A 24,577-nucleotide genomic window follows, 5' to 3' on the forward strand; every position below is an offset into this window, starting at 1 on the left:
CGAGGCCCGGCACCCCATCATGCCCTCAACCCCGCAAACCCGCCGAAACCGGATCCCGATCACCCACCCAGGCGGATCGGTGGATCAAGGCTTAAGCGGTGGGGGCCTCTCCCTGGGGTTTGATGACGGTGTCTAAGCGCACCAAAAGCGAACCAGGAAGAGGCCCTGTATGAAGTCTGACGGAGAAATCATGGAAATTCTTGCTGCCTACGATCTGACCGGATCGTTGCGCGCCACCGCGGAGCTCACGGGCTGCTCGCACCACACCGTTGCCAAACACATCGCTGCCAGGGACGCTGGCCGGCCGATCGGGGAACCCGCGGCCCGGGGCCGGGTCACGGACGCATTTCTGCCCAAGATCGAGGAATGGATCGAAGGATCCAAGGGCCGGATCCGCGCGGACAAAGCCCACGAAAAGCTCGTTGCCCTGGGCTACACGGGTTCGGAACGCTCCACCCGCCGCGCGATCGCGCAGGTCAAAGCGGCGTGGCGGCTCGGCCATACCCGGGTCCACCGTCCCTGGATCACCGAGCCGGGGATGTGGCTGCAGTACGACTTCGGCGACGGGCCAAAGATCGGCGGGGTGAAGACCATCCTGTTTGTGGCGTGGCTGGCGTTCTCCCGGTTCCGGATCGTGATCCCGCTCAAAGACCGGACCGCGCCGAGCGTGTTCGCGGCCCTGGACCGGTGCTTCCGCATCCTGGGCGGGGCACCAACGTATGTGCTCACGGACAACGAGAAGACCGTCACCACCGCCCATGTCGCCGGGGTCCCGATCAGGAACCAGCAGACCCTGGACTTCGCCCGGCACTACGGTGTCACCGTGCTGACCTGCCAGCCGGCGGACCCTGCCACCAAAGGCGGGGTCGAAGCGTCCGTGAAACTCGCCAAGGCCGACATCGTGCCCAAGGACACCAACCTCCGCGACGAGTATTCCTCCTTCGCGGAACTCGAGGCTGCTTGCGCGGCGTTCATGGACGAGGTCAACAACCGTGAACACCGGGCGACCCGGCGCAAACCGGAGTCCATGCTCGCGGAAGAAGCCCCCAGGCTGCACCGGATCCCCGATACCGCCCACACGGTCGCGTTCGGACTGGCGCGCACCGTCCCGGAGAACACCCCGATGGTTACGTTCGAGAACGCCCAATACTCCGTCCCGGCGCACCTGCTCGGGGTGTTCGTGCGCAGCCACGGGACGGGACCCGGCGAACAGGTCATCATCGTCCACACCGGTGCCTCCGGCCCGGTCGAAGTCGCCCGCCACGACCGGGCACGGCCCGGCAGCCCCGCCATCAACGATGAGCATTTCCCAGGGGCCAGGACCCGGATCCCCGGCGACTACGAGGTCAGGGCCCGCAGCGCGGACGAAGCCGCGTTCCTGGCCATCGGTGACGGCGCCAGAACCTGGCTGGTCGAGGCCGCCGCGGCCGGGACGACACGGATGAACGTGAAGATGGCCGAGGCAGTGACCCTGGCGAAAATCGCCGGCACCGCGGCAGTGGACCGGGCACTGGGCGACGCGGCCCTGCATGGCCGTTTCGCGCACCCGGACCTCGCCTCCATCCTGAACGCCAACATCCGCCGCACCACCACCCACGCCGCTAACGAAGCCACCTCCCTGACCCAGGGAACCGGCGCGTGGGCCGCGATCGGCAACCCCGCCCTGAACACCGCGGCCACAAACACCACCCCGGAGGAGCCCCGATGAGCCCCGTCACGACGACCAACACCGCGGCCCCGCCGCTGCCGCCGGACCTGGAGGCCCTGATGCGGTCCCTGAAGATGCCTCACGCCCGGGCGCTGGCTCCGGAGCTGATCGCGACAGCCCGCGCGCAGCGGTGGGAACCGGTCGAGGTCATCAAGGCCCTCTTCGCCGAGGAATCCGCCGGGCGGGCCCGGTCCATGCTCGCCTCCCGCCGCAAGGCCGCGGGCTTCCCGACCGGGAAAACCTTCGATGCCTGGGACCCGGCCGTGTCCTCCATCCCGGCCCCGACCCAGCAGGCGCTGCGGACCCTGGAATGGATCAGCCGGCGGGAGAACCTGGTCGTCTGCGGACCCTCCGGCACCGGCAAGACGTTCTTCCTCGAAGCCCTCGGCCAACAGGCCGTGGAAGCCGGGATGCGCGTGGCGTGGTTCCGGCTCGAGGACCTCGGCGTCCTGATCCGAGCGCACCGCACCGACGACAGCGTCACCCGGGCCGTGACCAGGATCCTGCGCGCCGAACTCGTGGTCATCGATGACATCGGCCTGTTGCCGGTGGCCACGGACGCCGCCGAAGGCCTCTACCGGGTCGTGGACGCCGCCTACGAAAAACGGTCAGTCGCGATCAGCTCCAACCTCCACCCGGCCGGATTCGATGAGCTCATGCCCAAGACGCTCGCCACCGCCACCGTTGACCGGCTGCTGCACCACGCCCACGTCTGCCAGACCAGCGGCGATTCCGTCCGCCTCACCCAAGCCCTCGCAGGAAAAGGAGTAACCCGACTGAACTAACCAAACCAAACGATGGCCAACCCCGCCGAACAAATCAGTGGGCAGATCTGTTGGCCATCACCGGGCAGTTCTACTGGCCACCAGCGGGCACATCAACTGGCCGCCCGTGGGCAGAAACTACTGGCCATTGACACACCTCCCGCTGGATGTTCACGACTCGTGCTCACATTGATCCTTGTGAAAAAATTGAAGGATCCTGGCATTGCCGAGCTCCCTATGACGGGCCGCGGGACACCCGCCGATTCAAAGGCTGGGCAGGTCCAAGTCCGCGCCCTGGGCCATATGGGCCTCGACTACCGGTCCGTGGCTTGTTGCCGCGTCGAGGAGCGCAGTTGGCCGATCAGCGTCGTGGTGGCTAATAACTAACGGTGACGGCCGCAGGTAAGCCAGAAGGTTATGAAGCTTAGTTGAGAAAAATTACCTGCCGCTAACGAGACTCCCTTCGGAGAAATGGCGGACTGCCGCCGTCGGCGGCGACTGGGCGTCTCGTACCCCAAGGGCTTGCAGAAGTTTCGTTGAACCAGAGCTATGCGTGGACGTGCGACTACCTGCAACTTTTAGCTGAGGATCGGACCGGCGCGGCGCGCCGAGATCGTCAACTTCAGCCGCGCTGTGTAGGTTCAACTTTGGGCTTGTCTAGGGCCTTCTTTTCCGGAGGCCGAAGACGGCGGATAACAACTGATTCACCCAGCTAGGAATGTGCAGCTATGGAGACGAACGAGAACATGGCATGAAGCCCGAGAAGGTTAATCCACGGGAGATCTTCTATCAGCCCGCGAGAATGGTAGTGCCTCTTTTCCAGCGCCCTTACGTCTGGTCCAAGGAGCGGCAATGGCAGCCCTTGTGGGAGGACATAGCGCGGCTCGCTGATGTGTTGGCCACGAAAAACGCGGCAGCCACTCACTTCCTCGGCGCTTTCGTCGTACAGCAATTGCCTTCCACACTTGGTACCATGCCGGAGTGGAGTGTCATCGACGGTCAGCAGCGGCTCACGACACTCCAGATCCTCCTCGACTCACTTCACTCGCAGCTTGACGCCCGCGGTCTCACGATGCTCGCCGCACAGGTCGAGCCGCTCATCGTCAATCCGGCCGCCTTCCTCAAGACGCCCGAGGACCGCTACAAGGTCTGGCCGACAAATCTCGACCGTCTCGGATTCAAGTCGGTCATGAGCGCCCCTGCTCCGGTTGACTACTCGAGCGTCGTGCCATCGAGGCTCGCCGAGGCGCATCAGTACTTCAGCGACTCCATCAATGCGTGGCTCGACGACGCGGACGAGCTGGAAGTCAGCGCGAAGCTCCTCGTTGATGCTGTGTCCGGTCAGCTCGAGATCGTGAGCATTCGCCTCGACGCGACAGAGGATGCACAGGCGATCTTCGAGACGCTGAATGCGCGGGGCGAGCCGTTGAGCGCCGCGGACCTCATCAAGAACTTCATCTTCCAGAATCACGCCGGCACCGAAGCGGAAGTCGAAGTAGCGTACCTCAGTAACTGGGCTGAACTCGAGACTCCGTGGTGGGTCACACAGGTGACGGCCGGACGCATCTCGCACCCGCGCGCGTCCTGGTTCCTCTGGCACTGGCTGCGCGCCCGATTGCTGGAGGATTTCCCAATTCGAGAGCTGTTCACGCAGTTCAAGGGCTACGTGACCGACAAGCGGTCCGACCTGTCCACTTTGCTCCCTGAGATCAAGACGGCGGCGGATAGATACCGGTTCGTGATCGAGGGGGCGCAGGCGGTAAACGGTCCGTTGACGAGGGCACAATGGTTCAGTTACCGCGTCGGCACTCTTGATTCTGAGGTCGTGCGACCACTATTGATCTGGCTCGATGAGGAGCCACAGCTCAATGTTCCGGAAGAAGAAAAGAGCCAGATCCTCAAGTACCTCGAAAGCTGGTTCGTCCGCCGCGCGATCGTCAAAGCGCCCTCGCAGGGGACAAACCGATTCATGGTCGAACTCCTCGTCCACCTCAGCAAGCAGCCGCACGATCGTCTGGCGCCTGAAGTCCAGTCCTACCTCGCTTCGAACAAGACGCCCGTCGGGTACTGGCCGGACGACGCAGAGGTCACCTCGGCGCTGAAGGGCGCACCCGCATACAACAGGTATCTCCGGGCTCGACTCCGAATGATCCTTGAAGCGCTCGAAGACTACCGCCGTGGTTATCCTGATTGGAATGCACTGGCTATGGGGCCGATCGCGCGAGGGGTCGGTACGATTGAGCACTTCCTCCCGAGGAAGTGGCGGGCAAACTGGCCGGAGACTTGGTCGTCTGACGAAGCTGAAATGAAGGCGACGTCACGTGATCGCACTCTGCATGAAATCGGCAATCTCACCTTGGTGACCCAGAAATTGAATTCGAAGGTTTCAAACGGGTCATGGGCGACGAAGGTAGAACATTTTCAGCACATCAACGACGTGCTCCTCACGAACGATGTCATTCAGGCAGCTCCGACCAATTGGGACGAGACGGCGATCACTGCGCGTACGGCGAGGCTCGCTGCGTCGGTCCTAAAAGTTTGGCCTGCCCCAGCGGGACATATTGGACTCGCAGCGCAGCCGGAGCAGCCTGAACCTTCGGAGGAAGTCGACCTGGCTCTGCTGGTCTCGGAGGGGCTTATCCAGCCGGGAACCGTGCTCGTAGCTCGTCCCGCTGTCCTGAATGGTGCGACCGCCGCGGTTGGGCTCGACGGGCGCGTGTTTGTCGCCGATGTCGGCTATGACACGCCATCCGCGGCGGGGGTTGCTGTCAACTCGGCCGGAATGTACCGGGGCGGCATCAATGGTTGGCGATTCTGGAAGATTCAAGAATCTGGGAAGTCGCTCTGGGAGGTTCGCAACGAATACCGCGTCAGCCTTGGCGAAGATGACCGAGGCGATGAGGTGGGCGAGGATGTCCAAGACTCAGAGCAGATCGAGGCCGAACTGGTCGCCGCGGAAAGCGCTGGCGAAGTCGACGACGAATAACTCTTGGTTGACGGCGAATTGCCGGAAGCAACTCAGTGGATCGTGCCAGGATTAGATGTCCGCTACTAATGCTTTCTGGTGCGCTGAAGACCGGCCCTGCCTTTGGTGCGTAAGTGGAATTCCCTGCGGGTCTAGCGGGCTCCTGTTGCGTTGGAGTGCAGAGCTTTTCCCGTAGGACTGCCGGACGCCGGTCGGGCAGTCCTACCTGCCTGCGCGGGCTTACGTCGGGTCCGTCACCGCCCGGGGCGTACCAGCGTGACCCGCAGGTGCCACAGCATCGCGGCGAGGGTGGCGAGGAATGCTGCGACCGCCAGCCACAGCTCCGCACGGCCAATCAGCGCCACCAGGGGAAGATGGTCGGCGCGCCCAAGATAGATTCCGGCCACGGCGTACATCCCCAGGGGGAAGATGACGCTCCAGAGGCCGGGTTCGTAGGACAGCGGCACCCGGTGGATCACGTGCCGCCACCATCCGGCCGCCACGAGGACCGGAAAGAGCCACGAGGCAAAGGCCCAGAACACCACGGAGGCGCCGGCCACGAGCCCCCGGGTCGCATCCACCATCGGCGCGCCGGCCATTTCGACGATCCGCGCACCGGCGAGGACACTGATCGCAATGGCGCCCATGGCCACGAAGTACGGCGGGCGGAGGTCCTCGGGCCGGATGGGGTAGGTCATCAGCCGCAGCGAGACGAAGATCCCCACCGCGGCATACAGGATGAGCCCCACCGACCAGGCCACGACGGCGACCAGCGCCAGCACCGCCCGCCAGTCCGGCCCGGCAGCGGGTTCGAGCGACGCCGCCGCGACCGCGACGGACTGGCTGGCCACACACCAGATGAGACGTGCCGAATTCACCCCTGCGGCTCCTTGCAGGCAGCGTCACGGAGCGCCAGGGCCGCCTGGACCAGCGCGGCGTGGGTCAGGGCCTGGGGGTAGTTCCCGAGCAGGGCCCCGGTGGCCGGGTCGGCTTCTTCACTGAACAGGCCCAGCGGGCCGCCGACTTCCAGCAGTGCCTCGAACAGTTCTTCGGCTTCTCCGGCCCTTCCGGTGAGGGCCAGGGCCTGGGCGAGCCAGAAGGAGCAGGGCAGGAAGGCGCCCTCATTCCCGGGCAGCCCGTCCTGGCCGGGCGGGTAGCGGTAGAGGAAGGGGTAGCCGGCGGACAGTTCAGCCCGGACGGCGTCGACCGTGCCCCGGAGCCTGGCCGAGCCCGGCGCCTCGAAACCGGTCACCGGCAGGATCAGCAGGGCCGAGTCCAGATCGGGCGAGCCGTAGGAGCGGGTGTAGGTGTTCCGGGACGGGTCGAAGCCCCGGGCGGTAATGTCGGCGGCAACCGCGGCCCGTGCCGTGTCCCAGCGGCGCCGCCGTCGTGCGCTGATCCGGTGCGTGTCGGCAATGCGGAGCGCCCGGTCCAGCGCCAGCCAGCCCATGATCTTGGAGTGCACGTGGTGCGCGGGATCGTCGCGGATTTCCCAGATGCCGGCGTCGGGTTCCGGCCAGCGCCGCGCCACCAGGTCCGTGAAGCCGCGCATCGCCCGCCACGTCTCCGAATTGAGCCGGTGCCCCTGTTCGACGAGGTTCCAGGCGGCGTCGAGGACCCAGCCGTAGCCGTCGAGCTGGTGCTGGTGCGCGGCGCCGTTGCCAATCCGCACCGGGGCGCTGCCGGCGTACCCGGGCCAGCCGGCCAGGGTGCGCTCGCGGGGGACATGCCCGCCGGTGAGGGTGAGCAGGGCCGGCAGCCGGGGCCGCTGCAGCCGGCTGGCGTGCAGCAGCCAGTTCAGAAAGTTCAGGGCCGCGCCGTCCTTGCCCACGGCGAGGAACGCGGCGATGCCGATGCTCGCATCCCGCGGCCAGGCGTACCGGTAGTCCCAGTTCCGGATCCCGCCCGGGTCCTCCGGCAGCGACGTGGTGGGGGCGGCCACCGGCGCGCCCGAGGGGGAGTAGGTCAGCAGTTTCAGCGTCAGCAGGCTCCGCAGCACCGGCTCACGGAAGGGTACATCGTCGCTGACTCCGGCTGTCCACTCCCGCCAGCGCGCCTCGTCCGCGTCGACCAGGTCCCACGCGGTGTCGGGGTCGACCCAGACCATCGGTTCGGCGTAGGCCAGGGCGAGCACCAGCACCACCGGGCGGCCGGGCACTACGGTGAGGGCCGCCGTCGTCCCCGGTTCCACCCGCAGCCCGCCGCTGCAGCCCAGCGACATTGCCAGCGCGCCCCACGCGCAGACCACGTGCTGCCCGTGCCGGATGCGCGGGCGGACGTGGCGCTCGCCGAAGCGCGGATCAAAGACGACGGCGGCCTGCACCGGGGCGCTCGCCGCCTCCAGCCGCCGGATGAGGAGGGTGGTGGGCAGCAGCTGGCCGGCCACTTCGGCGACCATCGCCTCGGTGAGGGTCAGGGTGCCGCCGTCGGTGGTCCAGACCGTCTCCAGCGTGGCGGTGTGCGGCCGGTAGCGGCGGATGATTTGTTGGGCGGGCAGGGCCGGGCCGGCGCGGAAGGTGCCGGCCTCCGGGCCGCCGAGCAGGGCGCCGAAGACGGGGCTCCCGTCGAAGGTGGGGCCGCAGAGCCAGTCGATGCCGCCGTCGGCCGAGACCAGGGCGGCGGTCCGGGTATCGCCGAGCAGTCCGTAGTCGGCGAGGGCGGGGGAGGGGGCCTTATCTTCCATTGGTGCTCCACCTTCTTTCGCCGGCGTGGTCAGTGGGCCGTGAGGAGCAGCCCGAGCAGCGAGCCGTAGACCAAGTGGGCTGCGACGGCGACGGCCGGGGTCTGGATGCCGTAGTTCAGGCCCAGCAGGCCGGGCGGTTCGAGGGCCGCGCGGCTGGCCGGCCCGGCCCGGGTGCTGGCCATCCGGGGATGGATGCCGGGCAGCAGCGGCAGGATGATGGTCAGCGCTACTGTGACGTGCAGCAGGCCCAGCAGCGCGCCGATCCACCAGGTGGCCTGGCCGAGCAGCGCGAAGACGGCCGCGTAGCCGAGGGCGAAGACCTGCCCGGCGGCGAGGTGGATAAAGAACCCGGCGATCCGGGCCTTGTCCGGGTCCGGGGTGACGAGGCTGCCGAGGACCAGGGGCAGATCGAGCCGGGTCAAGCCGGCCATCTGGTAGGCGATCATCACCGCGGTCAAGGCGGTGGTGGCCAGCAGCCCGAACAGTGCCCAGCCTGGCCAGTCCATCTCAACCGCCGCCTGGACGGTGGTGGCTCCGGGCCGTTGGGGTTATGTCCATGACGCACCTTCTAAAACTAGGTGCTCTAACTTTAGAACGGTCCCGCGGCAGCGGACAAGGGCTGGTGTACCCGGTGCATCCGTAGACTTGGGCGTGCGCCCGAACTCGACGGGCAATGAGTGAAGGTTGGTCATGAACAGCGACTCCACCGGCGAACTTAGACTCGGAGACCTCTTCCACGCTGCCGGGCTGGACGCAGACGACGTGGCGGTCATCCGGCACACGCTAAATCCCGGTGGTCTGGTCACTCGCGCCGACGCCATGGGCCCGAACCTGCTGCAGTACACACGCGAGCAAGGGCACAACAACAAGCTCGGCAAAACACCACCAAAAATCTGGCTGAACTTTCTGGCCACGTCGGGCCGCCGCGCACGATTCATCACTGCGTTCGAGAATCATGGCGAGCTCTTAGAAGAACGCACCGAGATTCATCGCTTTTTCGACCTGCGGCCCTCGCCGGTGCTTTCCGCCTTGGCGGACCGCCTGGTCATCGAATGGACCGCCGACACGGTGAACTGGTGGTTGGGTCCCCGGGTAGGAGTCCAGTGTTTGTGTGAGTTTCGTGTCCGAGAATGGACACAGGAGGAAATTCACGAATCATGGCACGCAGACATACCCCCGAGCAGGTCATCGCCAAGGTCCGGCAGGGCCAGAAGATGCTCAACGACGGGCGCCCTATGGTCGAAGTCATCAAGGAGCTCCAAATCACCGAGGCGACCTGGTACCGCTGGTTGAACCAGTACGGGTCCGAGAAGAACGCCGAGGCGTCCAAACGGACCAAGGAGCTGGAGAAGGAGAACGCCCGGCTCAAGCGGCTGCTGGCGGAGAAGGAACTGGCCATCGACATCCTGAACGAGGTGGCCAAGGGAAAATTCTGAGCCCCGAACCCCGCCGCCGTGCCGTGCGCATGGCGGTGGAGAAGTTCGGGGCGTCCGAACGCTTCGCGTGCGCGCTACTGGGCCAGAACCGGTCAGCGTTCCGCAAGAAGAAACCCGACATGGGCTTTGAGGAAGCCCGGCTCCGCGCAGCCCTGCGCACCGTCGCCGGGCAGCACCCCGCGTGGGGCTGGCGGAAGGCCCGCTGGCACCTGCTCGCCCAGCCAGAGTGGGACGGCGTGGCGCTGAACCGGAAGCGGGTGCGGCGGCTCTGGCGCGACGAAGGCCTGGTCTGTAAACCCAGGGCGCGGAAGAAGCGCCGCACCGGGCCCGGCGCCGGTGAACAGAAGCGCCTCACGGCCGAGTACCCGATGCACGTGGTCAGCTTCGACTTCCAGTCCGATGTGACCTCCTGCGGCCGGCACATCCGGTTCTTCAACGTCATCGATGAGTACACCCGCACCGCGCTGGCCATCATCCCGCGCCGGTCCTTCAAAGCCACCGACGTGGTCGCGGTGCTGGAGAACATCATCGCCGAAACCGGCACCTCCCCGACATACGTCCGCTGCGACAACGGTCCGGAATTCACCGCCGCCGCACTGATCGAGTGGTGCAACACCGCCGGGGTCGACACCGCATTCATCGACCCGGGCTCACCCTGGCAGAACGGCTTCATCGAATCCTTCAACGCCCAATTCAGAAGGGAACAACTCGCCGGAGAAATCATGGACACCATGGCCGAAGCGAAGTATTTGGCCGAGGAATGGAAAGCTATCTACAATCATGAACGGCCCCACGGATCCCTGGACGGCATGACGCCGAAACGCTACTGGGAAAACTGGACCCAAGAAAACCAATTAGCTATCGCATAGACGCTGGACTGCTAACGGGGGCCCAACCACTGGGCCAAGTCAGGAAAGAACGCAAGGTCTCTCACTGTCGTCGAAATCGCCGATCCGCAGATCGAGCTGTTTCCCGGATTCGAGTCGCTTCTGATCAGTTATGACGAACTCCAAGCCGTTATCAGTGATGAACGCTACCGGCAGTGGCAGACCGCCCTTAGTTCGGTGCAGGGGATTTACCTCATCGCCGACACCAAGACCGGCAAGTTGTATGTCGGCAAGGCCGACGGTGCCGAACGGTTCCTTGGACGTTGGAGCGACTACGCCAGGAACGGCCACGGTGGCAATGTTGCCCTCAGGGAATTGGCGGGCGCCGACGCCAGCCACGCACGGCACTTCCAGTTCAGCATCCTGCGGGTCTTCTCACCCAGCGCGCCGGCTGCACAAGTGGACGCTGCCGAAGCACACTTTAAGAAGGCACTGCTCACACGCAGTTTCGGTCACAACCTTAACTAGGCGCTTAGCAGATGACCCCTGGCTGACCGGATTCTCGATCGGGGGCATTGCCCGCTGCCGTTTGATAATGAGCGTGGGCGCGGAGCCAAGGGTGAACAGCGGCGGGCGGTCAGCAGCCGCCGGCCGCCCGCCGTCGTCCTTCTCTGCGGAGCCTACCGCGCCGCCAAGCCCGGCACCCCGTCCCGGATCGTGAACGACGCCTTCGTGCCCACCGGTGCGCCCGGCGTCGTGACGTAGTCCAGGGTGCGGAAGTCCGCGGTCATCGCATCCTTGGTGATCTTCGTATTCACGTAGCCGCGGTTGTCGTTGTAAAACTTCAGGTGCGGGTTCCAGGCCATCACCGGGTCCGTGGTGGAGCCGTTGCCGTTGCCGGTGGAGGTGATGGACGTGCAGACCAGCTCCGAGCCGACCACGGGCGCGTCCGGGTTCTTGTAGTCGACCTTGACGTCGTTGGCCCAGTTGCGGTGCACGTCGCCGGTGAGGACGACGGCGTTGCGCACCTTCGCGTCCACCCAGCCCTGGGTGATGCGGCGGCGGGACGCGGCGTAGCCGTCCCCGCCGTCCATCGAGACGTCGTCGATCTCGGGTGCCTTGTCCCGGTCCCGTTCGGCGAAGAAGACCTGCTGGCCCAGGACGTCCCAGCGCTGTGTGGAGTTCCGGAAACCCTCCAGCAGCCACTTCTCCTGCTCGGCGCCGGTGATGGTGCGGTCCTCGGCGAGGCGTTCGGCCACGTTCTTCTTCCAGCCGTCGCCGGCCAGCTGGTCGTCGCGGTACTGCCGGGTGTCCATCATGTGGAAGTTGGCGAGCTGGCCCCACTGCAGCCGCCGGTAGATCTTCATGTCGGCGCCGGCCGGCACGGTGGAGGGCCGTAGCGGCATGTTCTCGTAGTAGGCCTGGAACGCGGCGGCGCGGCGCTGCCGGAAGTGCTCGGGGCTGTCGTTCAGCTGGTTCGCATCCCGGTTTTCCGGGACGTCGGCCGCCCAGTTGTTGTCCACCTCGTGGTCGTCCCAGACCACCAGCCACGGCGCCACCAGGTGCGCGGCCTGCAGGTCGGCGTCGGCCTTGTACTGTGCGTGCCGCTGCCGATAGCTGGCCAGGCCCACGGTCTCCGGGCCGGCGTGGTCGCGCGGGTTCCCGCCGCCGATCACGTAGCTGTCCTTGGTGTACTCGTACAGGTAGTCGCCCAGGTGCAGCACCAGGTCAGGCTGGTCCTGCGCCAGCCGCGCGTAGGCGGTGAAGTAGCCGTGCTCGAACTGCGCGCAGCTAGCGAACGACATGGCCAGCGCCGCCGGCGTCTCGTGCAGCGCCGGGCTGGTCAGGGTGCGGCCCACCGGGCTGATGTGCCGGCCGGTGCGGAACCGGTAGAAGTATTCGCGGCCCGGCCGCAGGCCCTTGAGCTCCACGTGCACCGAATGCGCGGTCTCGATCCGGGCATGCTCGACGCCGCGGGCCACCACCGTGCGCATCCGTTCGTCCTCGGCCACTTCCCATTGCACGGCGACGTTGCGCGACGGCATGCCGCCCAGGCCGTCCTCGGCCACCGGGTCCACGGCCAGCCGGGTCCAGATCACGAAGCCGGCCGGCCAGGGCTCGCCGGAGGCGATGCCCAGCTGGAACGGATCGGTGCGGAGACCGGCGTCGTCCGCGGTGGAAACGGCGACGGCGGCACCGGGCCAGGCGGCGACGAGGCCGGCCCCGAGGCCGGCGGTGAGAAGGGATCTGCGTGAAAGATTGTCCATGGCCCCGACGCTACGGACGGCGGGTTGACTCGCTCTGTGGACAATGTGAATGGGCAGTTAACTGAGTGACAAGAGCTGTCGACCCGTTGTTGTGCTCCGCGGCAGGGGAGTGGTGCTTTACTTCTTGGGCGCTGCAGGAGTCTTCGCGGCCTTGGCGGCCTTCGGCGCCTTGGGTGGCAGCCCGGCGACGTACTCGAAAGCCTTCTCCGTCCAGGCCCTGGCGCGTGCCTGGTCGCCGTCGCCCTCGCCGTTCCAGACCTCCGGCAGCCCGGTGTAGCCGCCCATCGGGCGCTCCGCGGGGCTGAACGGCACGGTCCGCTCGCTGCGCTCGAGCAGTTCCGTGTCTGCCGGAGACAGCTTGACGCCGATAGTGGGCCCGAACAGCCCGGCGAACATGTTGCCGTGGACGAACGCCCCCAGGTTGCCGAACATCGGCTTGATCACCACCTCCGGATGCTCCGGCAGCACCGAACGGAAGTGCTCCTTGTCGGCGTCGGACGCTTTGGGCATGTCCATGGCGGCGCTCCAGTGGCTAGGGTGCGGCGGGTCTTCCTGCAGGATATGCCTTGCGGAGGGTGGCGGTACAGGCAGGGAAAAGCGTGCACCGCCGCCGGCAGGAAACGACGGCGGAACCGCGCAGCTGCGGGTGTGGCCCCTATGCTGGGTCCACGGCACGCTTTTCGGCTATCGGGGGACAACGTTGCATTCACGGGGTGGGCGCACAGATGGATTCGAGCAGGCGCCGCCGCGCGCCGACGACGGGCCACCCGGCGTCCGACGTTCGCCAAGTGGGCGCATCCCACAGTGGGCCATCGATGAAGCCCTCGGGAAGGTCGACCAGCCGGCGCCCTGGCGGGCAGCTCCCGCCGCCCGGACGAAGCGGCGAAAGACTGCCCGGGGGCTGCGTCGAAAGAGCCCGCTGGGAACGCGCCGCTTGATGGGCCTGCCTCTTCCCACGGTGCTGGGCCTTGGGCTGGTGGTCGTCCTGTATTTCAGCCCCGCGCTGCTTGAACGGTTCGTGCTGACGCCGTTCCGGCCGTACCTCCCGGGTGCCACCGCGCCCCCGGCGGGGGTCGAGGCGGCAAAGGCGCCGCTCGGCCGTCCGCCCGCAACCGCTCCGTCGGCGCACTATGTGCTGCAGCCCGTGGCTGGGCTTGCCCAACCCTTCGTGGCCTACGACCCCTGCCGCCCCGTCCACTACACGGTTCGGCCGGAGAACGGCCCGGCAGGCGGCGATCAACTGATCCGGCAGGCCGTGGCAAAAGTCTCGGAGGCAACCGGGCTGCAATTCGTCGACGACGGCGCCACCTCCGAGGCCCCGAGCGACCAGCGGAAGTCGTACCAGCCCGACCGGTACGGGCAGCGGTGGGCCCCGGTACTGATCGCATGGTCGACGCCGGCGGAAAGTCCGCGGCTGGAAGGCAAGGTGGCCGGGTACGGCGGCAGCGCCCGGGTCGAGACCGCCGACCGGCGTTCGGCATTCGTGTCCGGACAGATCGCCCTGGACGCCCCCGCCCTGAACGAGATCATGCAGCGGCCCAACGGCCCCCTCCAGGTCCGCGCGGTCATCATGCACGAACTGGGCCACGTGATGGGACTCGACCACGTCGACGATCCGACGCAGCTGATGAACGCAGAGAGCATCGGGATTATTGATTTTGCCGACGGCGACCGCGCGGGCTTGGCGGTGCTGGGCGGCGGGCCCTGCATCCCGGAACTTTGATCCGGGATTTTCCCGTCGCGGTGTTCCCTTAAACGGCGCTGATTGGAACAATGTCGCCATGGCACGAATTCTCGGGTTCCTGTTGTTCCTCGCCGTGGTGGTTTACGTGATCGCCGCAACGTGGGTCTTCATCGTCGCGCTGGTCATCACTGTGGCGATCGTCAAGCGGGTGCTCGCCAGACGCCGGGCCGCACTGGCGGCCGCCGAGCTCCACCGCAAAGCCCCACCCGTGCGGCGCCCCGTCCCGGCACCCGCACCTGCGCCCGAAGCGACCCCGGACTACCTGAGCCGGTGGCCGGTCGAGCGCCGGTGGTACGTCGCGGCTGACAAGGACGACTGGGACACGGCCTTTCGGGACACCGAGCTGCGGGCGCAGGTCCGTGTGGCCCGCAGGAGCGTCTACGTACCGTAGCGCGGCGGACGGAATCCCTGGGGGCTCCAACCACGGTGGGCGGGCGGGCCGCTCCGCGCGAACAACGGACTTGCTCGACCCGGCGGGGCTAACTGGACGGCGCCAGCAGTCCTGCCGCGACCAGCAAACTCAGCAGGATCGTGATGATCCCGATGGCTCCGAAGATCCAGACCCGGCTGGATTTGCCCTTGGGCGCCCGCCAAATGGCGATGACCGCGGCGAAGAGCAACCCCGCGGCGACCGGGATGAACGCGAGCTGCCGGGGTTCGGTATTGAGGGGGAGCAACCGGTCCGCACCGTAGAGGGCCAGGACCAGGGCGGGGATGCCGAGGCCGAGGGAGGCCACCGCGGCGAGGGTGTTGAACGCGGCCTGCGAGTCGGCTTCCCGGGAATTGGACACGCTGGCCGCGGCCGCCATGAGATCGCGCGCGGAACCGGACTCCGCATCCAGCTGTTTGCGCATCTCCACGCACTGGCGGACGGCGGCATCATGAAGCCGCATCCAGCTGCGGGTGCTGGAGGTAGCGGCCGCGGCGTCATTGATGATCGAAGGGTCCTGGAGCCGGCGGTACGCGTGATAGGCCTCGGAGTCTGAGAGGTGCAGCCACAGGCCTTCGCGGACCGCTTCCCTGGCCTCGTCGGCGGCGCGGCCGCAGATGATATTCAGCTCGAGCAGTGATGCGACGATGGGGGTGTTGCTGGTGGTCGAGTGGCCCTGGCTGCTGAAGCGGGCCAGCCGGTGTTCCAGGTCGTAACGGATTTCACGGACGCTCGCCACGGCGTTTCGGGTCAGTTCGGCCAGGGCCTTGGCGTGTTTGGCGATCTGCAACTGCCGGCCTTCGCGGAGTCCGCGTCAGGCCAGTCCGGGAGTCCGCGGTTGAATTCTGCCGTCGCCGCCTGAACCTGCTCGTCCGTGCCGGCGTCGGCGACGGACATCCGGACAAATTCGCCCTCGTCCGCGCCTTCCACCCACGCGTTGGTCACGTACGACTCGACGGCCCGGTGGTCAGCGTCCTGGACGGACAGGCAGCTGTGGCCCGCGAGGACCACGCGGTGCCCCTTCTCTCCGGACACCCGCAGCAGTGGCACCACACGGAGGATGCTGGGGCTTTCTGGGCTGGCAAAAGGCCCGGCTGATGCCCTGGCCAGCATGTCCCGGTGGGTGAGGGCATGGTTCCCGTGCGCAGTCGCGACGACTGCAACGTTCTTGGCATGGGGGGCTGAGGCCGACGGTGCGTGCATGGGTTCATCGTAGGGGCGCACCCCATCCGCGGCGCGTTGCGACAGGCCGCAGACGGCGGTGACCCGCCCCCGTGGGCGGGCCACCGCCGTCGTCCTGCGGGGAGGCCCGTCTTAGCGGGCGGCCAGATACGCCGTGATGGCGTGTTCACCCGCTGGCCCGTCGCAGTGCGGTTGACGATTGCCTGCACGCGGTCCTTGAGCCCGTCGGCGGTTGCAGCGGGCGCAGGCGGCGACGAAGTTTTGCAGGGAGGTGGTGCCGCCCTTGGACCAGGGATAGAAGTGATCGCCGTGCTCGGCCGGCCGGGAACAGCGGCGCCGGAAGCCGGCCTCCATCTCGCACTGGCCGGCAGCCCGGGCCATGCCCTCGCGGCAGCCTAATGTAACGAACTGGTAACGTGGAGCTGATGACAAATCAGCCTGGACAAGCCCGAGTCACGCAACTGGACGGCCTCCGGGGGCTTGCTGCCCTCGTGGTGGTCGCCTGCCATGTGCTCTCAACCCTGCCGAACATTGGGCGGGCGGTCTTCGATGAGCGGTCCGCGGAGCTCAGCCCCGCCGGGACGTGGGCCGTGTTCTCCCCGCTGCATCTGCTCTGGAATGGCACGCCCGCCGTGCACGTCTTCTTTGTGCTTTCCGGGTTCGTGCTGGTCCTGCCGTTCACCCGGCCCGGCTTCCGCCAGCGCTGGGCGCCGTACTACGCCAAGCGGCTGCTCCGCCTGTACCTGCCGGCCCTGGCATCGCTGGCGGTCGCGGTTACGCTGATTGCCCTGATTCCGCGGACCCCGTCACCGCTGCAGAGTACCTGGGCGGACATGTACGTGATCCACCCCAGCGTGGGCCAGGTGGCCCGGGACGGCCTGCTTCTGCTGGGCGCGAGCACCATCAACACCCCGCTCTGGTCGCTGAAATGGGAGATCCTCTTCTCGCTCCTGCTGCCGGTCTACGCCGTCTTTGCCGTGTGCTGGCGGCGCCTCTGGCTGCTGAAACTCGGCGCCGCGGTGGCCCTGGCGGCGGTGGGCGCGGTGCAGCACGTGGACTGGCTGACCTACCTGCCGATCTTCGCCATCGGGGCGGTCATGGGGGCGGAGCGTGACCGGATCCGGGCGCTGACCGGCTCCTGGCCGCGGCTGGTGTGGGTTCCGCTGGCCGCCGCCGGCATGGTCCTGGCCAACGCCGAGTGGCTTAGCCGCGCTCGGCCGGTCCTCGGCGTCGAGGCGCTCGTCACCGTCGGCGCGACGCTGATCGTGCTGGTTTTCCTGGCCTGCCGGCCGGCCAAGCGGCTCGGTGACACCGCCGCCGCGCAATGGCTGGGCCGGATCTCCTTCAGCCTCTACCTGGTGCACCTGCCCATCATTCTGGCCGGCGTCACCTTGCTGCGGTCCGTCTCGCTGCCCCTGGCGCTCGCCGTCTCCGTGGCGGTCGCCTTTGCCGCCGCCGAGCTCTTCTATCGCTATGTCGAACGGCCCTCCCACCGGCTCTCGGTCGCCGCGGGCCGCGCCGTGGAGCGCTGGACCGGCCGGAACGCCCGCGTGGAACTCCCGGCAGCGCCGCAGGCTGCGCCCGTCCGGGAGCTGGCAGACGCGGGGGCGGGGCGACGGTAGCGGGCTAGGAGTGCCTCGCTGGTCTACCGGCCAGCCGCTCCAGCGCCCAGTCCCAGCGGATCAACTCCTGTTCCAACCGGACCGCTTTCCCGAACCGGTCGGTGCCCAGTGCTTGGTAAAGCGCGGACTCTGCCGCGGTCAGCCGGGTCAGTCCGGCCCGCGAAGGCGACGGTTCGCTGGCCCAGACATCCCGGTGGGCCAGCAGTGTTTCCTCATCCATCAGCACGCTGGTCACCTGCGGGTGGACGGCCCTGAGCTGGTCCAGAATGCGGAAGCCGTGGGTGTCCAGGTCGCCCCAGTACAGGACCTCGCGGTCCCGCAGCCAGGCCGCGTCCTGCAGCGATGAGAAACCGTACCCGCCGCCGTACACGGCCAGGGTGCCGGGCAGCTCGGGCAGGGCCAGGAAATTCACCAGGTTCTCGGTGGCAACGATCCGTCTGACCGGCAACTCAAGCGTGCCGAAGGCCTCGGCAGTGACTGTCAGGTCCCGCGCCGCACCGAGCAACGGCACCGTAGGATCCAGCACCCGGAACCGGACCAGCTCCGGGGGGTGCAGGAACCCGTGCCGCGCGGCGAACCGCGCCGCCGGCGTCCGCGCCGCGGTCCGGCCCAGCAACGACCCCGGCGCCGCCGGCACTTCGGCGAGGCCGTCCTCAGTGGCACTGCTGCCAGCGTCGGCGTCGGGCTCCACCTCAGCCGCCGCCCCGCGCAGCTCCGCGGCCAGCTCGCCGACGACCTTCCGGTGCTGCTCGATAAACTTCGTGTGCACGCCGGGCAGCCCCAGCTGCCGCACGTAGATTCCCGGCACCGGGTTGGCCCGCAGCCAAAGAGCCACCCGGGCCGCGGTCAGCGCGTCGGCGCCCAGCTCCAGCAGCTGCAACGGCCGCCGCAGGGCCCACGCGCGGAACGCGGGGTCCAGGGCCGTCAGCCCGGCCGCCAGGTCCGCAAACCGGTCCGCATCCTTCGATTTGCCCACAAACGCGATCTCGTCTGCCACGCTGGCGAACACCACCGCGGCGGGCAGCCGGTTGGCCCCAATGGTGGTGCGGCCCACCTCCGCGGTCTCCAGGCTGTACTGGCCCGCGGCGGCAAACAGCTCGGCCGACCATGCGCTGGCCGCAGCGAAGTGGCTCCGCAGGGTGGCCGCCGTCGGACGCTTCAGGCCCCGGCGGCGCGGATAGGCGCCGCCGGGCTCCAGCAGCTCGCGCAGCAGCTGCCCCCGGCTCCACGCGGCCAACGACAGGGCACGCAGCTCGGCCAGCGTGGTCCAGCCCTGCGACCGGCCCGGCGCAGCGTCAGCCGCCATGCCGTTCCTTCTCATCGCGGTACTCCTGGATGGTCATGTTGCGCAGCTGCGAATCATCGCCGTTGGCATTCGCCACGAAGCCCACATGCGACACGAACGGCTCGATCACGTGGATTTTCTGCAGCGGCGTGACGATCAGCAGCTGCAGCTTCATCCGCTGAAACAGCTCCAGCCCATACCGGGCGGACTCGTCCGAGCCGCGGCCGAACGCCTCGTCAATCACCACAAACCGGAAGCTCCTGCCGCTGCCGGCGTTCCTGCCCGCACCCTTGCCGGACCCCAGCCCGAACTGGAACGCCAGGGCCGCCGCCAGGATGGTGTACGCCAGCTTCTCCTTCTGCCCGCCGGACTTGCCGCCCGAATCCGTGAAGTGCTCGTACTCCTCGCCGGTCTCCGTCCACTTCTCCGACGCCGAGAACGTGAACCAGTTCCGCACGTCCGTAACTTTCGCCGTCCACTTCCGGTCCAGGTCCGTCAGCCCCTCGCGGCCGCGGAACCGGTCAATCAGCCGCTCCACCTGAAGGTACTTCTGCTCCGAGTACTGGTCCGTCTCACCGATGGTCCCCTCCGAGCACGCCCGCAGGTCGCTGCCGAACTCCCGCACGTCCTGGTCCGACGTCGCCTGGTGCTCCAACTGGATATGCCGGCCCGTGTTGTACGGAATGCCCGCCAGGGATTCGTTGATCTCGCCGATCCGGTCCATGATGTTCTGCCGCCGGCTGTCCAGGAACGCGTTGAATGCCACCACCTCGCGGATGGTGTTCTGGTTCAGCAGATCCTTGAACTGGTTCTCGAACCGGGGCAGGTCGTTGCCCACCAGCTGCTCCAGGAGCCGGTTATAGTCCGCCGCGGCCTCCAGTGAGGCGTCGACGTCGGTGGTTTCGTTCGGGTACTTGTTGCGGAAATCCGCCATCTGCCGGACCGTGCTCTCCGCCGCCCGGGCGATCCGCTTGGACAGTGCGTCGATGGTGTCCGTCAGGCCGTTCCGCACGGTGCTTTCCACTGTGGCCGTGTTCTTGTAGGTGAGCGGTTTGTCCCCGAGCGCCGCGTCAGCGATGCGTCCGACGGCGGCCAGCACCCCGGCGTCGTCCGTCACCGGCGACTCGCGCAGCACAGCCCGGCATTCCTCGATTGCCTCGCCAATGTCCCGCGCGTCCTTCTCGTTGGCGCCGAGCCGCTCCCGGAGCTTGCCCGCTTTCTCTTCCAGCCGGTCCAGTTCCTTCGTGACCTGTTGTTGCTTGGCCATCAGCTGCTGCAGGACGTCGCTGGTGGTTTCCAGGGCCCGCTTCTCCGCCTTCAGGTCCTCGATACTGCGGGCCGTAACCTGCCAGCTGATCTCGCCGAACTCCGTGACGGAACGGACGGTGCCCAATTGCTGGTTGTGCCGGCCCAGCGCCCCAAGCTGCTCGTTGACGCGGGCCAGCTGCCGGGCCACCACCTTCAGCTGGCCCTGCACCTCGTCCAGATCCGCGCGAAACCCGGCGATCTTGTCGTGGTTGTCCCAGCCCAGCACGTAGTTACGCCGGTCAGCCAGGTCCTTGCGGTCGTCCTTCTCGTGCCGGCCCCTGCCGCCTTTAAGCTGGCCGTTGGCCGTCAGCGCCTTGGGGTAGCGGCGGAAATCGGCCAGGTTCTCGCAGCAGAAGTAGTCAAACCGGCTGCTGAGCTCCTCCTGCAGGAAGTCCCGGAACGGGGTGCCTTGCTTGATGGCGATCTTCGCCGCGAGCGTCCCCGGCTCCGCGGTCCTGGGCGCATGCGAGTCACCGATCCTCAGATAAACCAGCCGGCCGCGGAGGTTGTTCGCGTCCACCCAGCTGCTGACCGCGGCGTAGCGCTCCGCGGGGACCAGGAGCGAGAGCGCGAACCCGCGGAGCGTCCGCTCGGCGGCGCCCTCCCAGCCGGCCTCGCCGTCGCGGACCTTGAGCAGCTCGCCCACGTACGGCAGGTCGCTTTCGGTAATCCCGGTGCCTTCGCAGAGGCGTCGGCGGATATCCAGCTGGGGGAGCGGGATCAGGTTGCGCCGTGCCTGGAGGCTGGTGAGCTCGGCTTTGATCTCCGCGGACCTGGTGTTGAGCCCGGCCTGCTGGATGGACAGCGTGGTGCGCTCCTCATGCAGCGCCTCGGATCGGGCAGCCAGGTCCTGTTCCACCCCGGCGAGCCCCGCCCGGTTCGCGTCGAAGAGGACACGGTCCTCGGGCGCCTGCAGGCCAAGGTCCGCGGCGGCGGCCGAGTAGGACTCGAACCGCTGCCGCTGCTCGGCGGACTTGGCCGCGAGGGCTGCCAGGTCGGCGTCGATCGCCGCGAGCCGGCCGCCGCCGTTGGTGCGGATGTCCTCCTCCACCCCGGCCAGGTCCCGGCGCAGCTGCTTGGTCTCGCCGTTCAGCCGGGCCGAGTCCTCCTGCAGCCGCACGCCGGCGCGTTCCAGCTCGGCCTGGTGTTCCAGGCTCAGCTGCAGCTTCCGGTCGGTGAACCAGGGGTGCAGCTGGTCGCGCTGGGCCCGGGCCAGCTCGTCGTCGGCGGTCAGCCCGGCGTGCAGCGCGGCCCCTTCCTTGATGGGTGTCAGCAGGGCAATCTGGTCTTTGGCCCGGAGGACCGCGTCGTGGGCCTTCTTCAGGTCATCGAAGTGGTGGATCAGGTTGGTGATCCGGGTGGCGACATCGTCCTCCTCCAGCATGTTGCTGCGGACGAACGAGGTGATGTTCTCCACCTGCTTCATGGACACCGTGCGGTGGAACAGCTCCATGGCCTGGTTGCCGCTGATCCCGAACTGGCGCTTGAACGCCGCCGCGTACGGCTCGAAGGAATCATGGACCGAGGCGCCGGCGGCCCGCAGCTTCTTCTTCAGCTTCAGCGGGTCCTGGCCGAAATGGCTGAAGTCGGCAGCAATGCTCTGGTCCGTTTCCGCGAGCGAGTAGAAGCGGTTGGGCTGCCCCGCCTCCTGCGTGGCCCACAGCGTGATGCCCAGGGTGACCCACTTGCCCAACACAGCATTGTGGAAGACGCCCAGCACCACGGTCAGCTGGCCGGTAGCGCGCAAAGGTACCGGCTTGGAGTACTCCCCGCCGGCGCTCCGGGCGCTCTTGTGGAAGCCCCGGACGTAGGACAGCAGGGAGCGTTCCTTCTTCTGCGCCCCCGCCGCCTTGTTGTACTCGATTTTGTGGGCCGGAAACAGCAGCGTGGTGATGGCATCCACCACCGTGGACTTGCCCGAGCCAATGTCGCCGGTGAGCAGGCTGTTCGCACCGTCCAGCCGGAACGTGCGCACCCCCTGGTGGAACGTGCCCCAGTTCAGCAGCTCCAGGCGGTGCAGCCGGAACCCGGGGGGAGTGCCGCCGTCGGCCGCGGTGTCGTCCAGGCTGAACAGGCTCTCCTGCAGGTCCGAGGTCATGCGTCAGCCTCCGTCGCGTGCGCTGCTTCGCGTGCTCCGTCCGGCGCCGCTGTGGCGGGCGGCTCGCCGACGAGCGTCGCGCGGTAGTCGGCCAGCCGGGCGTCGAACTCCTCCAGCCACTGCGCATCCACGTACGCCTTCAGGATCCGGGCCACCTCGTAGGTGTCCGCCTGCCCCTTGAGCTTTCGCAGGAAACCGAGCTCCACTACTTTCTTGATGTCCGCGCCCAGCCGGTCCAGGACGCGGACTTCGTTGCTGGATTCCGGCAGGAACACCGAGACCATGTCCGCGATCTCCTGTTCGTTCATGATGAGCCGGACCTCGCTGCTGTTGATGTCGAACTCCATCAGGCGCCGGCGGAGCAGGGCCAGCAGCAGGCTGACGTGGAAGGTCAGGGTGCGGCGGGCGATGAGCCGGGGGAGCGTGCCGTCCGGATCATCCTTCGACCGCAGGAACGCGTAGCCCTCGGATTCGTCCAGGACAAGGTCCAGGCCCAGTACCGAGACGTAGTCGCGCACGTGCGAGGTCAGGCCGAGCAGGGACTGCCACAGCTTCTCGTCATTCTCCGCGTACAGGACGCCCTTGAAGAGCCGGGTGACGACGCCGGGAAGTTCCTCCGGCCGCGGGGTTTCGGTGCCTGCAGGGGTTGGGGTGGCGGGGTTCATGCCGGCCTTCCGAAGATGATCTGTTCGATGGTGGCTTCGCGGATGCTGCCGTCCGGCAGCTGCCAGGACAGCTGCTGGGACTGTTCGGGGTTGATGGTGGCCCAGTCGGATTCGGTGGCCAGCTGGTAATACGCCACCACCTCGGCCAGGCCCTGGGACAGGGGGTAGGCGGCCGTGACGTCGGCCAGGGTGGCTTGCTCTGCTTCTGCCAGGACGGAGTCGATGTTGGCCCGCAGGCGTTCCTTGTCGACGAAGAACTGGCCGAACAAGGCCGAAGCGTCCACGTCGGCGTCGTCGGCTGTTTCCACCGCGTCGTCCACCAGCACCTTGCGGCTGGGCTCATAGAGCGGCCGCTCAAAGGGCAGCACAACGTCCACGGACGGCGCCTCAAGCTCCATGAAGGCGCCCGACGGCGGTGCGCTCCGGGTGCCCAGCGCGGCGGATTCGATACTGCGGATCAGCTGCATGATGCGCTTGTTTTCGAGGAACACCTTGTCATCCAACAGTCGGCGCATCTGCTGGGACAGCTGACGGACCGTGGCCTGGGTCTGTTCGACGGCGGGCAGCCAGTCCTGGTGCAGGTTGGCCACCGCATGCAGCCCGTCCGCCTCGGCCAAGGCTTCGATCGTCGTGGCGCGCTGGAGCAGGTCCTGCAGCTCGGTGCGCAGCTGGGGCGACATCAGGTAGTCCCAGAATCCCTGGAAGGTGCGCCCCTGCAGGGAGCTGCTGATGTCCTGCTGGTTGTTGAAAATTGACTCCAGCAGTTCACCCTGGGTGCCGTCCCACGTGGCGATCTGCTCGCGCACCTGCCGGTCCAGCTTGCGGAAGTTCTGTTCCACCTCGCGGAAATCGGAGAGCAGGTCCTTGGCCAGGGCAGTGAGCTGCTGGAAGTGGTCCAGTGCCTCCGGGGCCGTCATCACGCGGATATTGCCCTCGCGGATGCGCTGCATCTCGGCGTCAATCCCGTCCCGCTGGCGCTGCAGCTCGGCCAGGCGCACCTCCGGGTCCGTCTCGGACTGCTGCACCAGCTGTTTCAGCACGGCGAAGATGCTGGTCAGCCTTGACTGGGTGGCGACAAAGTCGCGGCCGCGCAGGCTCTCCACCCAGCGGACCACGTCCTCCGCGGCCGGCGTCAGGTCGAAATGCGGCTCATCTTCACCCAGAGGGTAATACTTGCGGAGCCACTGGCGTTCATCCGCCGCCCAGTCGTCCAGGTATTCTCCGGCGCTCCGGGGGAACCGGCCCACTCCTTCGCTGTCCCGCAGGCCGAACAGCACGTCATCCAGGACGTCGATCAGCTGCTGGCGGCCCAGGTTCCGCTGGTTCGGTCCGGTGAACGCCGCCATGAAGAAGGCGAGGGCCAGCGGCGCGTTCTGGGCACGCAACAGCGCCCAGCCTGCGTGGTGTTCACGCAGGGAGTTGATGGCATAAAAGTCCATGGAAGTTCCCGGGCAATACGGCCGATGAGTCGGGTCCCACTCTAAAGGACTGCGCCGCCATTCTCTGGCGCCGCGGCGCTACCCCGGAGACCTCCGGCGGCAGGCCAGGGCACGGCGCGGCTGTTGCGGGGGCCGCAGTGCTGGGCGGGCGCCG

20 protein-coding genes are annotated in these 24,577 nt (G+C 67.4%); 8 read left to right on the forward strand and 12 right to left on the reverse strand.

The window, feature by feature from the left end:
* The first annotated feature begins 169 nt into the window (after nucleotides 1–169).
* From istA to AC3ANP_RS09690, 3 genes are all read left to right on the forward strand, one after another.
* A complete protein-coding gene (gene istA / locus AC3ANP_RS09680) occupies nucleotides 170–1,708 on the forward strand; it encodes an IS21 family transposase (RefSeq protein ID WP_488329979.1) in 1,539 nt (512 codons plus the stop codon).
* Nucleotides 1,705–2,493 (forward strand): IS21-like element helper ATPase IstB, encoded by a 789-nt coding sequence (gene istB, locus AC3ANP_RS09685; protein ID WP_488329980.1) that lies wholly within the window; start codon nucleotides 1,705–1,707, stop codon nucleotides 2,491–2,493. The genes istA and istB overlap by 4 nt, the downstream gene beginning before the upstream one ends.
* A gap of 730 nt (nucleotides 2,494–3,223) precedes the next feature.
* A complete protein-coding gene (locus tag AC3ANP_RS09690) occupies nucleotides 3,224–5,458 on the forward strand; it encodes a GmrSD restriction endonuclease domain-containing protein (RefSeq protein WP_488329981.1) in 2,235 nt (744 codons plus the stop codon).
* Nucleotides 5,459–5,691: 233 nt separating this feature from the next.
* On the opposite strand, the gene AC3ANP_RS09695 is transcribed toward AC3ANP_RS09690, so the two are convergent.
* Genes AC3ANP_RS09695 through AC3ANP_RS09705 form a run of 3 tightly spaced genes read right to left on the reverse strand, consistent with a single transcriptional unit; the run spans nucleotide 5,692 to nucleotide 8,626 of the window.
* Nucleotides 5,692–6,315: a tellurite resistance/C4-dicarboxylate transporter family protein gene (locus tag AC3ANP_RS09695; RefSeq protein ID WP_488329982.1), complete on the reverse strand. Its 624-nt coding sequence runs from the start codon at nucleotides 6,313–6,315 to the stop codon at nucleotides 5,692–5,694.
* Nucleotides 6,312–8,120: a glycoside hydrolase family 15 protein gene (locus AC3ANP_RS09700; protein ID WP_488329983.1), complete on the reverse strand. Its 1,809-nt coding sequence runs from the start codon at nucleotides 8,118–8,120 to the stop codon at nucleotides 6,312–6,314. Before AC3ANP_RS09700 ends, AC3ANP_RS09695 begins: the two co-directional genes overlap by 4 nt.
* Nucleotides 8,121–8,149: 29 nt before the next feature.
* Nucleotides 8,150–8,626: a hypothetical protein gene (locus AC3ANP_RS09705; RefSeq protein WP_488329984.1), complete on the reverse strand. Its 477-nt coding sequence runs from the start codon at nucleotides 8,624–8,626 to the stop codon at nucleotides 8,150–8,152.
* Between the two features lie 651 nt (nucleotides 8,627–9,277).
* Here AC3ANP_RS09705 and AC3ANP_RS09710 point away from each other — a divergent pair.
* Both AC3ANP_RS09710 and AC3ANP_RS09715 read left to right on the forward strand, forming a co-directional pair.
* A protein-coding gene (locus AC3ANP_RS09710; protein ID WP_488329972.1) for an IS3 family transposase occupies nucleotides 9,278–10,425 on the forward strand; the annotation gives its coding sequence in 2 pieces (ribosomal slippage) (nucleotides 9,278–9,551 and nucleotides 9,551–10,425; 1,149 coding nt in all).
* 195 nt (nucleotides 10,426–10,620) lie between these two features.
* A complete protein-coding gene (locus AC3ANP_RS09715; protein ID WP_488329985.1) occupies nucleotides 10,621–10,911 on the forward strand; it encodes a GIY-YIG nuclease family protein in 291 nt (96 codons plus the stop codon).
* Between the two features lie 152 nt (nucleotides 10,912–11,063).
* Here AC3ANP_RS09715 and AC3ANP_RS09720 read toward each other — a convergent pair whose 3' ends face one another.
* Both AC3ANP_RS09720 and AC3ANP_RS09725 read right to left on the reverse strand, forming a co-directional pair.
* Nucleotides 11,064–12,650 (reverse strand): alkaline phosphatase D family protein, encoded by a 1,587-nt coding sequence (locus AC3ANP_RS09720; protein WP_488329986.1) that lies wholly within the window; start codon nucleotides 12,648–12,650, stop codon nucleotides 11,064–11,066.
* A 117-nt stretch (nucleotides 12,651–12,767) separates the two neighbouring features.
* Nucleotides 12,768–13,166: a TfoX/Sxy family protein gene (locus AC3ANP_RS09725; protein ID WP_488329987.1), complete on the reverse strand. Its 399-nt coding sequence runs from the start codon at nucleotides 13,164–13,166 to the stop codon at nucleotides 12,768–12,770.
* A gap of 421 nt (nucleotides 13,167–13,587) precedes the next feature.
* Here AC3ANP_RS09725 and AC3ANP_RS09730 point away from each other — a divergent pair, with 421 nt between their 5' ends.
* Both AC3ANP_RS09730 and AC3ANP_RS09735 read left to right on the forward strand, forming a co-directional pair.
* On the forward strand, nucleotides 13,588–14,373 hold the full coding sequence (locus tag AC3ANP_RS09730; RefSeq protein WP_488329988.1) for a matrixin family metalloprotease: 786 nt from the start codon (nucleotides 13,588–13,590) through the stop codon (nucleotides 14,371–14,373).
* A 58-nt stretch (nucleotides 14,374–14,431) separates the two neighbouring features.
* The gene (locus tag AC3ANP_RS09735) at nucleotides 14,432–14,785 is read left to right on the forward strand and encodes a hypothetical protein (protein WP_488329989.1); all 354 of its coding nucleotides are present in this window, start codon (nucleotides 14,432–14,434) and stop codon (nucleotides 14,783–14,785) included.
* An 88-nt stretch (nucleotides 14,786–14,873) separates the two neighbouring features.
* On the opposite strand, the gene AC3ANP_RS09740 is transcribed toward AC3ANP_RS09735, so the two are convergent.
* The 3 genes from AC3ANP_RS09740 to AC3ANP_RS09750 all read right to left on the reverse strand — a co-directional run bounded on the left by AC3ANP_RS09740 (nucleotide 14,874) and on the right by AC3ANP_RS09750 (nucleotide 16,387).
* Nucleotides 14,874–15,614 carry a hypothetical protein gene (locus tag AC3ANP_RS09740; protein ID WP_488329990.1) on the reverse strand — a complete coding sequence of 247 codons (741 nt, stop codon included), beginning with the start codon at nucleotides 15,612–15,614 and terminating at the stop codon, nucleotides 14,874–14,876.
* Complete coding sequence (locus AC3ANP_RS09745; protein ID WP_488329991.1) at nucleotides 15,575–16,027, reverse strand: hypothetical protein; 453 nt, start codon at nucleotides 16,025–16,027, stop codon at nucleotides 15,575–15,577. The genes AC3ANP_RS09740 and AC3ANP_RS09745 overlap by 40 nt, the downstream gene beginning before the upstream one ends.
* 111 nt (nucleotides 16,028–16,138) lie before the next feature.
* Nucleotides 16,139–16,387, reverse strand: a complete 249-nt coding sequence (locus tag AC3ANP_RS09750; protein WP_488329992.1) for an HNH endonuclease — start codon at nucleotides 16,385–16,387, stop codon at nucleotides 16,139–16,141.
* A gap of 44 nt (nucleotides 16,388–16,431) precedes the next feature.
* On the opposite strand from AC3ANP_RS09750, the gene AC3ANP_RS09755 reads away from it, so the two are divergent.
* Nucleotides 16,432–17,628, forward strand: coding sequence for an acyltransferase family protein (locus AC3ANP_RS09755; RefSeq protein WP_488329993.1), 1,197 nt, complete (start codon nucleotides 16,432–16,434; stop codon nucleotides 17,626–17,628).
* Between the two features lie 4 nt (nucleotides 17,629–17,632).
* Here AC3ANP_RS09755 and AC3ANP_RS09760 read toward each other — a convergent pair whose 3' ends face one another.
* The 4 genes from AC3ANP_RS09760 to AC3ANP_RS09775 are packed head-to-tail and all read right to left on the reverse strand — an operon-like array spanning nucleotide 17,633 to nucleotide 24,423.
* Complete coding sequence (locus tag AC3ANP_RS09760; RefSeq protein ID WP_488329994.1) at nucleotides 17,633–18,934, reverse strand: Wadjet anti-phage system protein JetD domain-containing protein; 1,302 nt, start codon at nucleotides 18,932–18,934, stop codon at nucleotides 17,633–17,635.
* Nucleotides 18,924–22,319 carry an ATP-binding protein gene (locus AC3ANP_RS09765; protein WP_488329995.1) on the reverse strand — a complete coding sequence of 1,132 codons (3,396 nt, stop codon included), beginning with the start codon at nucleotides 22,317–22,319 and terminating at the stop codon, nucleotides 18,924–18,926. The genes AC3ANP_RS09760 and AC3ANP_RS09765 overlap by 11 nt, the downstream gene beginning before the upstream one ends.
* Nucleotides 22,316–22,984 carry a DUF4194 domain-containing protein gene (locus AC3ANP_RS09770; RefSeq protein ID WP_488329996.1) on the reverse strand — a complete coding sequence of 223 codons (669 nt, stop codon included), beginning with the start codon at nucleotides 22,982–22,984 and terminating at the stop codon, nucleotides 22,316–22,318. Before AC3ANP_RS09770 ends, AC3ANP_RS09765 begins: the two co-directional genes overlap by 4 nt.
* A complete protein-coding gene (locus AC3ANP_RS09775) occupies nucleotides 22,981–24,423 on the reverse strand; it encodes a DUF3375 domain-containing protein (protein WP_488329997.1) in 1,443 nt (480 codons plus the stop codon). The genes AC3ANP_RS09770 and AC3ANP_RS09775 overlap by 4 nt, the downstream gene beginning before the upstream one ends.
* Between the last annotated feature and the right edge of the window lie 154 nt (nucleotides 24,424–24,577).

The sequence above is a fragment of the Arthrobacter sp. JB02-1C genome (assembly GCF_057748045.1).

Bases quoted from the DNA above. Each gene is read 5' to 3' on its own strand.
- istA (WP_488329979.1), top strand. From the start codon at position 170: ATGAAGTCTGACGGAGAAATCATGGAAATTCTTGCTGCCTACGATCTG.
- istB (WP_488329980.1), top strand. From the start codon at position 1,705: ATGAGCCCCGTCACGACGACCAACACCGCGGCCCCGCCGCTGCCGCCG.
- AC3ANP_RS09690 (WP_488329981.1), top strand. From the start codon at position 3,224: ATGAAGCCCGAGAAGGTTAATCCACGGGAGATCTTCTATCAGCCCGCG.
- AC3ANP_RS09700 (WP_488329983.1), bottom strand. From the start codon at position 8,120: ATGGAAGATAAGGCCCCCTCCCCCGCCCTCGCCGACTACGGACTGCTC.
- AC3ANP_RS09705 (WP_488329984.1), bottom strand. From the start codon at position 8,626: ATGGACTGGCCAGGCTGGGCACTGTTCGGGCTGCTGGCCACCACCGCC.
- AC3ANP_RS09720 (WP_488329986.1), bottom strand. From the start codon at position 12,650: ATGGACAATCTTTCACGCAGATCCCTTCTCACCGCCGGCCTCGGGGCC.
- AC3ANP_RS09725 (WP_488329987.1), bottom strand. From the start codon at position 13,166: ATGGACATGCCCAAAGCGTCCGACGCCGACAAGGAGCACTTCCGTTCG.
- AC3ANP_RS09730 (WP_488329988.1), top strand. From the start codon at position 13,588: ATGGGCCTGCCTCTTCCCACGGTGCTGGGCCTTGGGCTGGTGGTCGTC.
- AC3ANP_RS09735 (WP_488329989.1), top strand. From the start codon at position 14,432: ATGGCACGAATTCTCGGGTTCCTGTTGTTCCTCGCCGTGGTGGTTTAC.
- AC3ANP_RS09745 (WP_488329991.1), bottom strand. From the start codon at position 16,027: ATGCACGCACCGTCGGCCTCAGCCCCCCATGCCAAGAACGTTGCAGTC.
- AC3ANP_RS09750 (WP_488329992.1), bottom strand. From the start codon at position 16,387: ATGGCCCGGGCTGCCGGCCAGTGCGAGATGGAGGCCGGCTTCCGGCGC.
- AC3ANP_RS09755 (WP_488329993.1), top strand. From the start codon at position 16,432: ATGACAAATCAGCCTGGACAAGCCCGAGTCACGCAACTGGACGGCCTC.
- AC3ANP_RS09760 (WP_488329994.1), bottom strand. From the start codon at position 18,934: ATGGCGGCTGACGCTGCGCCGGGCCGGTCGCAGGGCTGGACCACGCTG.
- AC3ANP_RS09765 (WP_488329995.1), bottom strand. From the start codon at position 22,319: ATGACCTCGGACCTGCAGGAGAGCCTGTTCAGCCTGGACGACACCGCG.
- AC3ANP_RS09770 (WP_488329996.1), bottom strand. From the start codon at position 22,984: ATGAACCCCGCCACCCCAACCCCTGCAGGCACCGAAACCCCGCGGCCG.
- AC3ANP_RS09775 (WP_488329997.1), bottom strand. From the start codon at position 24,423: ATGGACTTTTATGCCATCAACTCCCTGCGTGAACACCACGCAGGCTGG.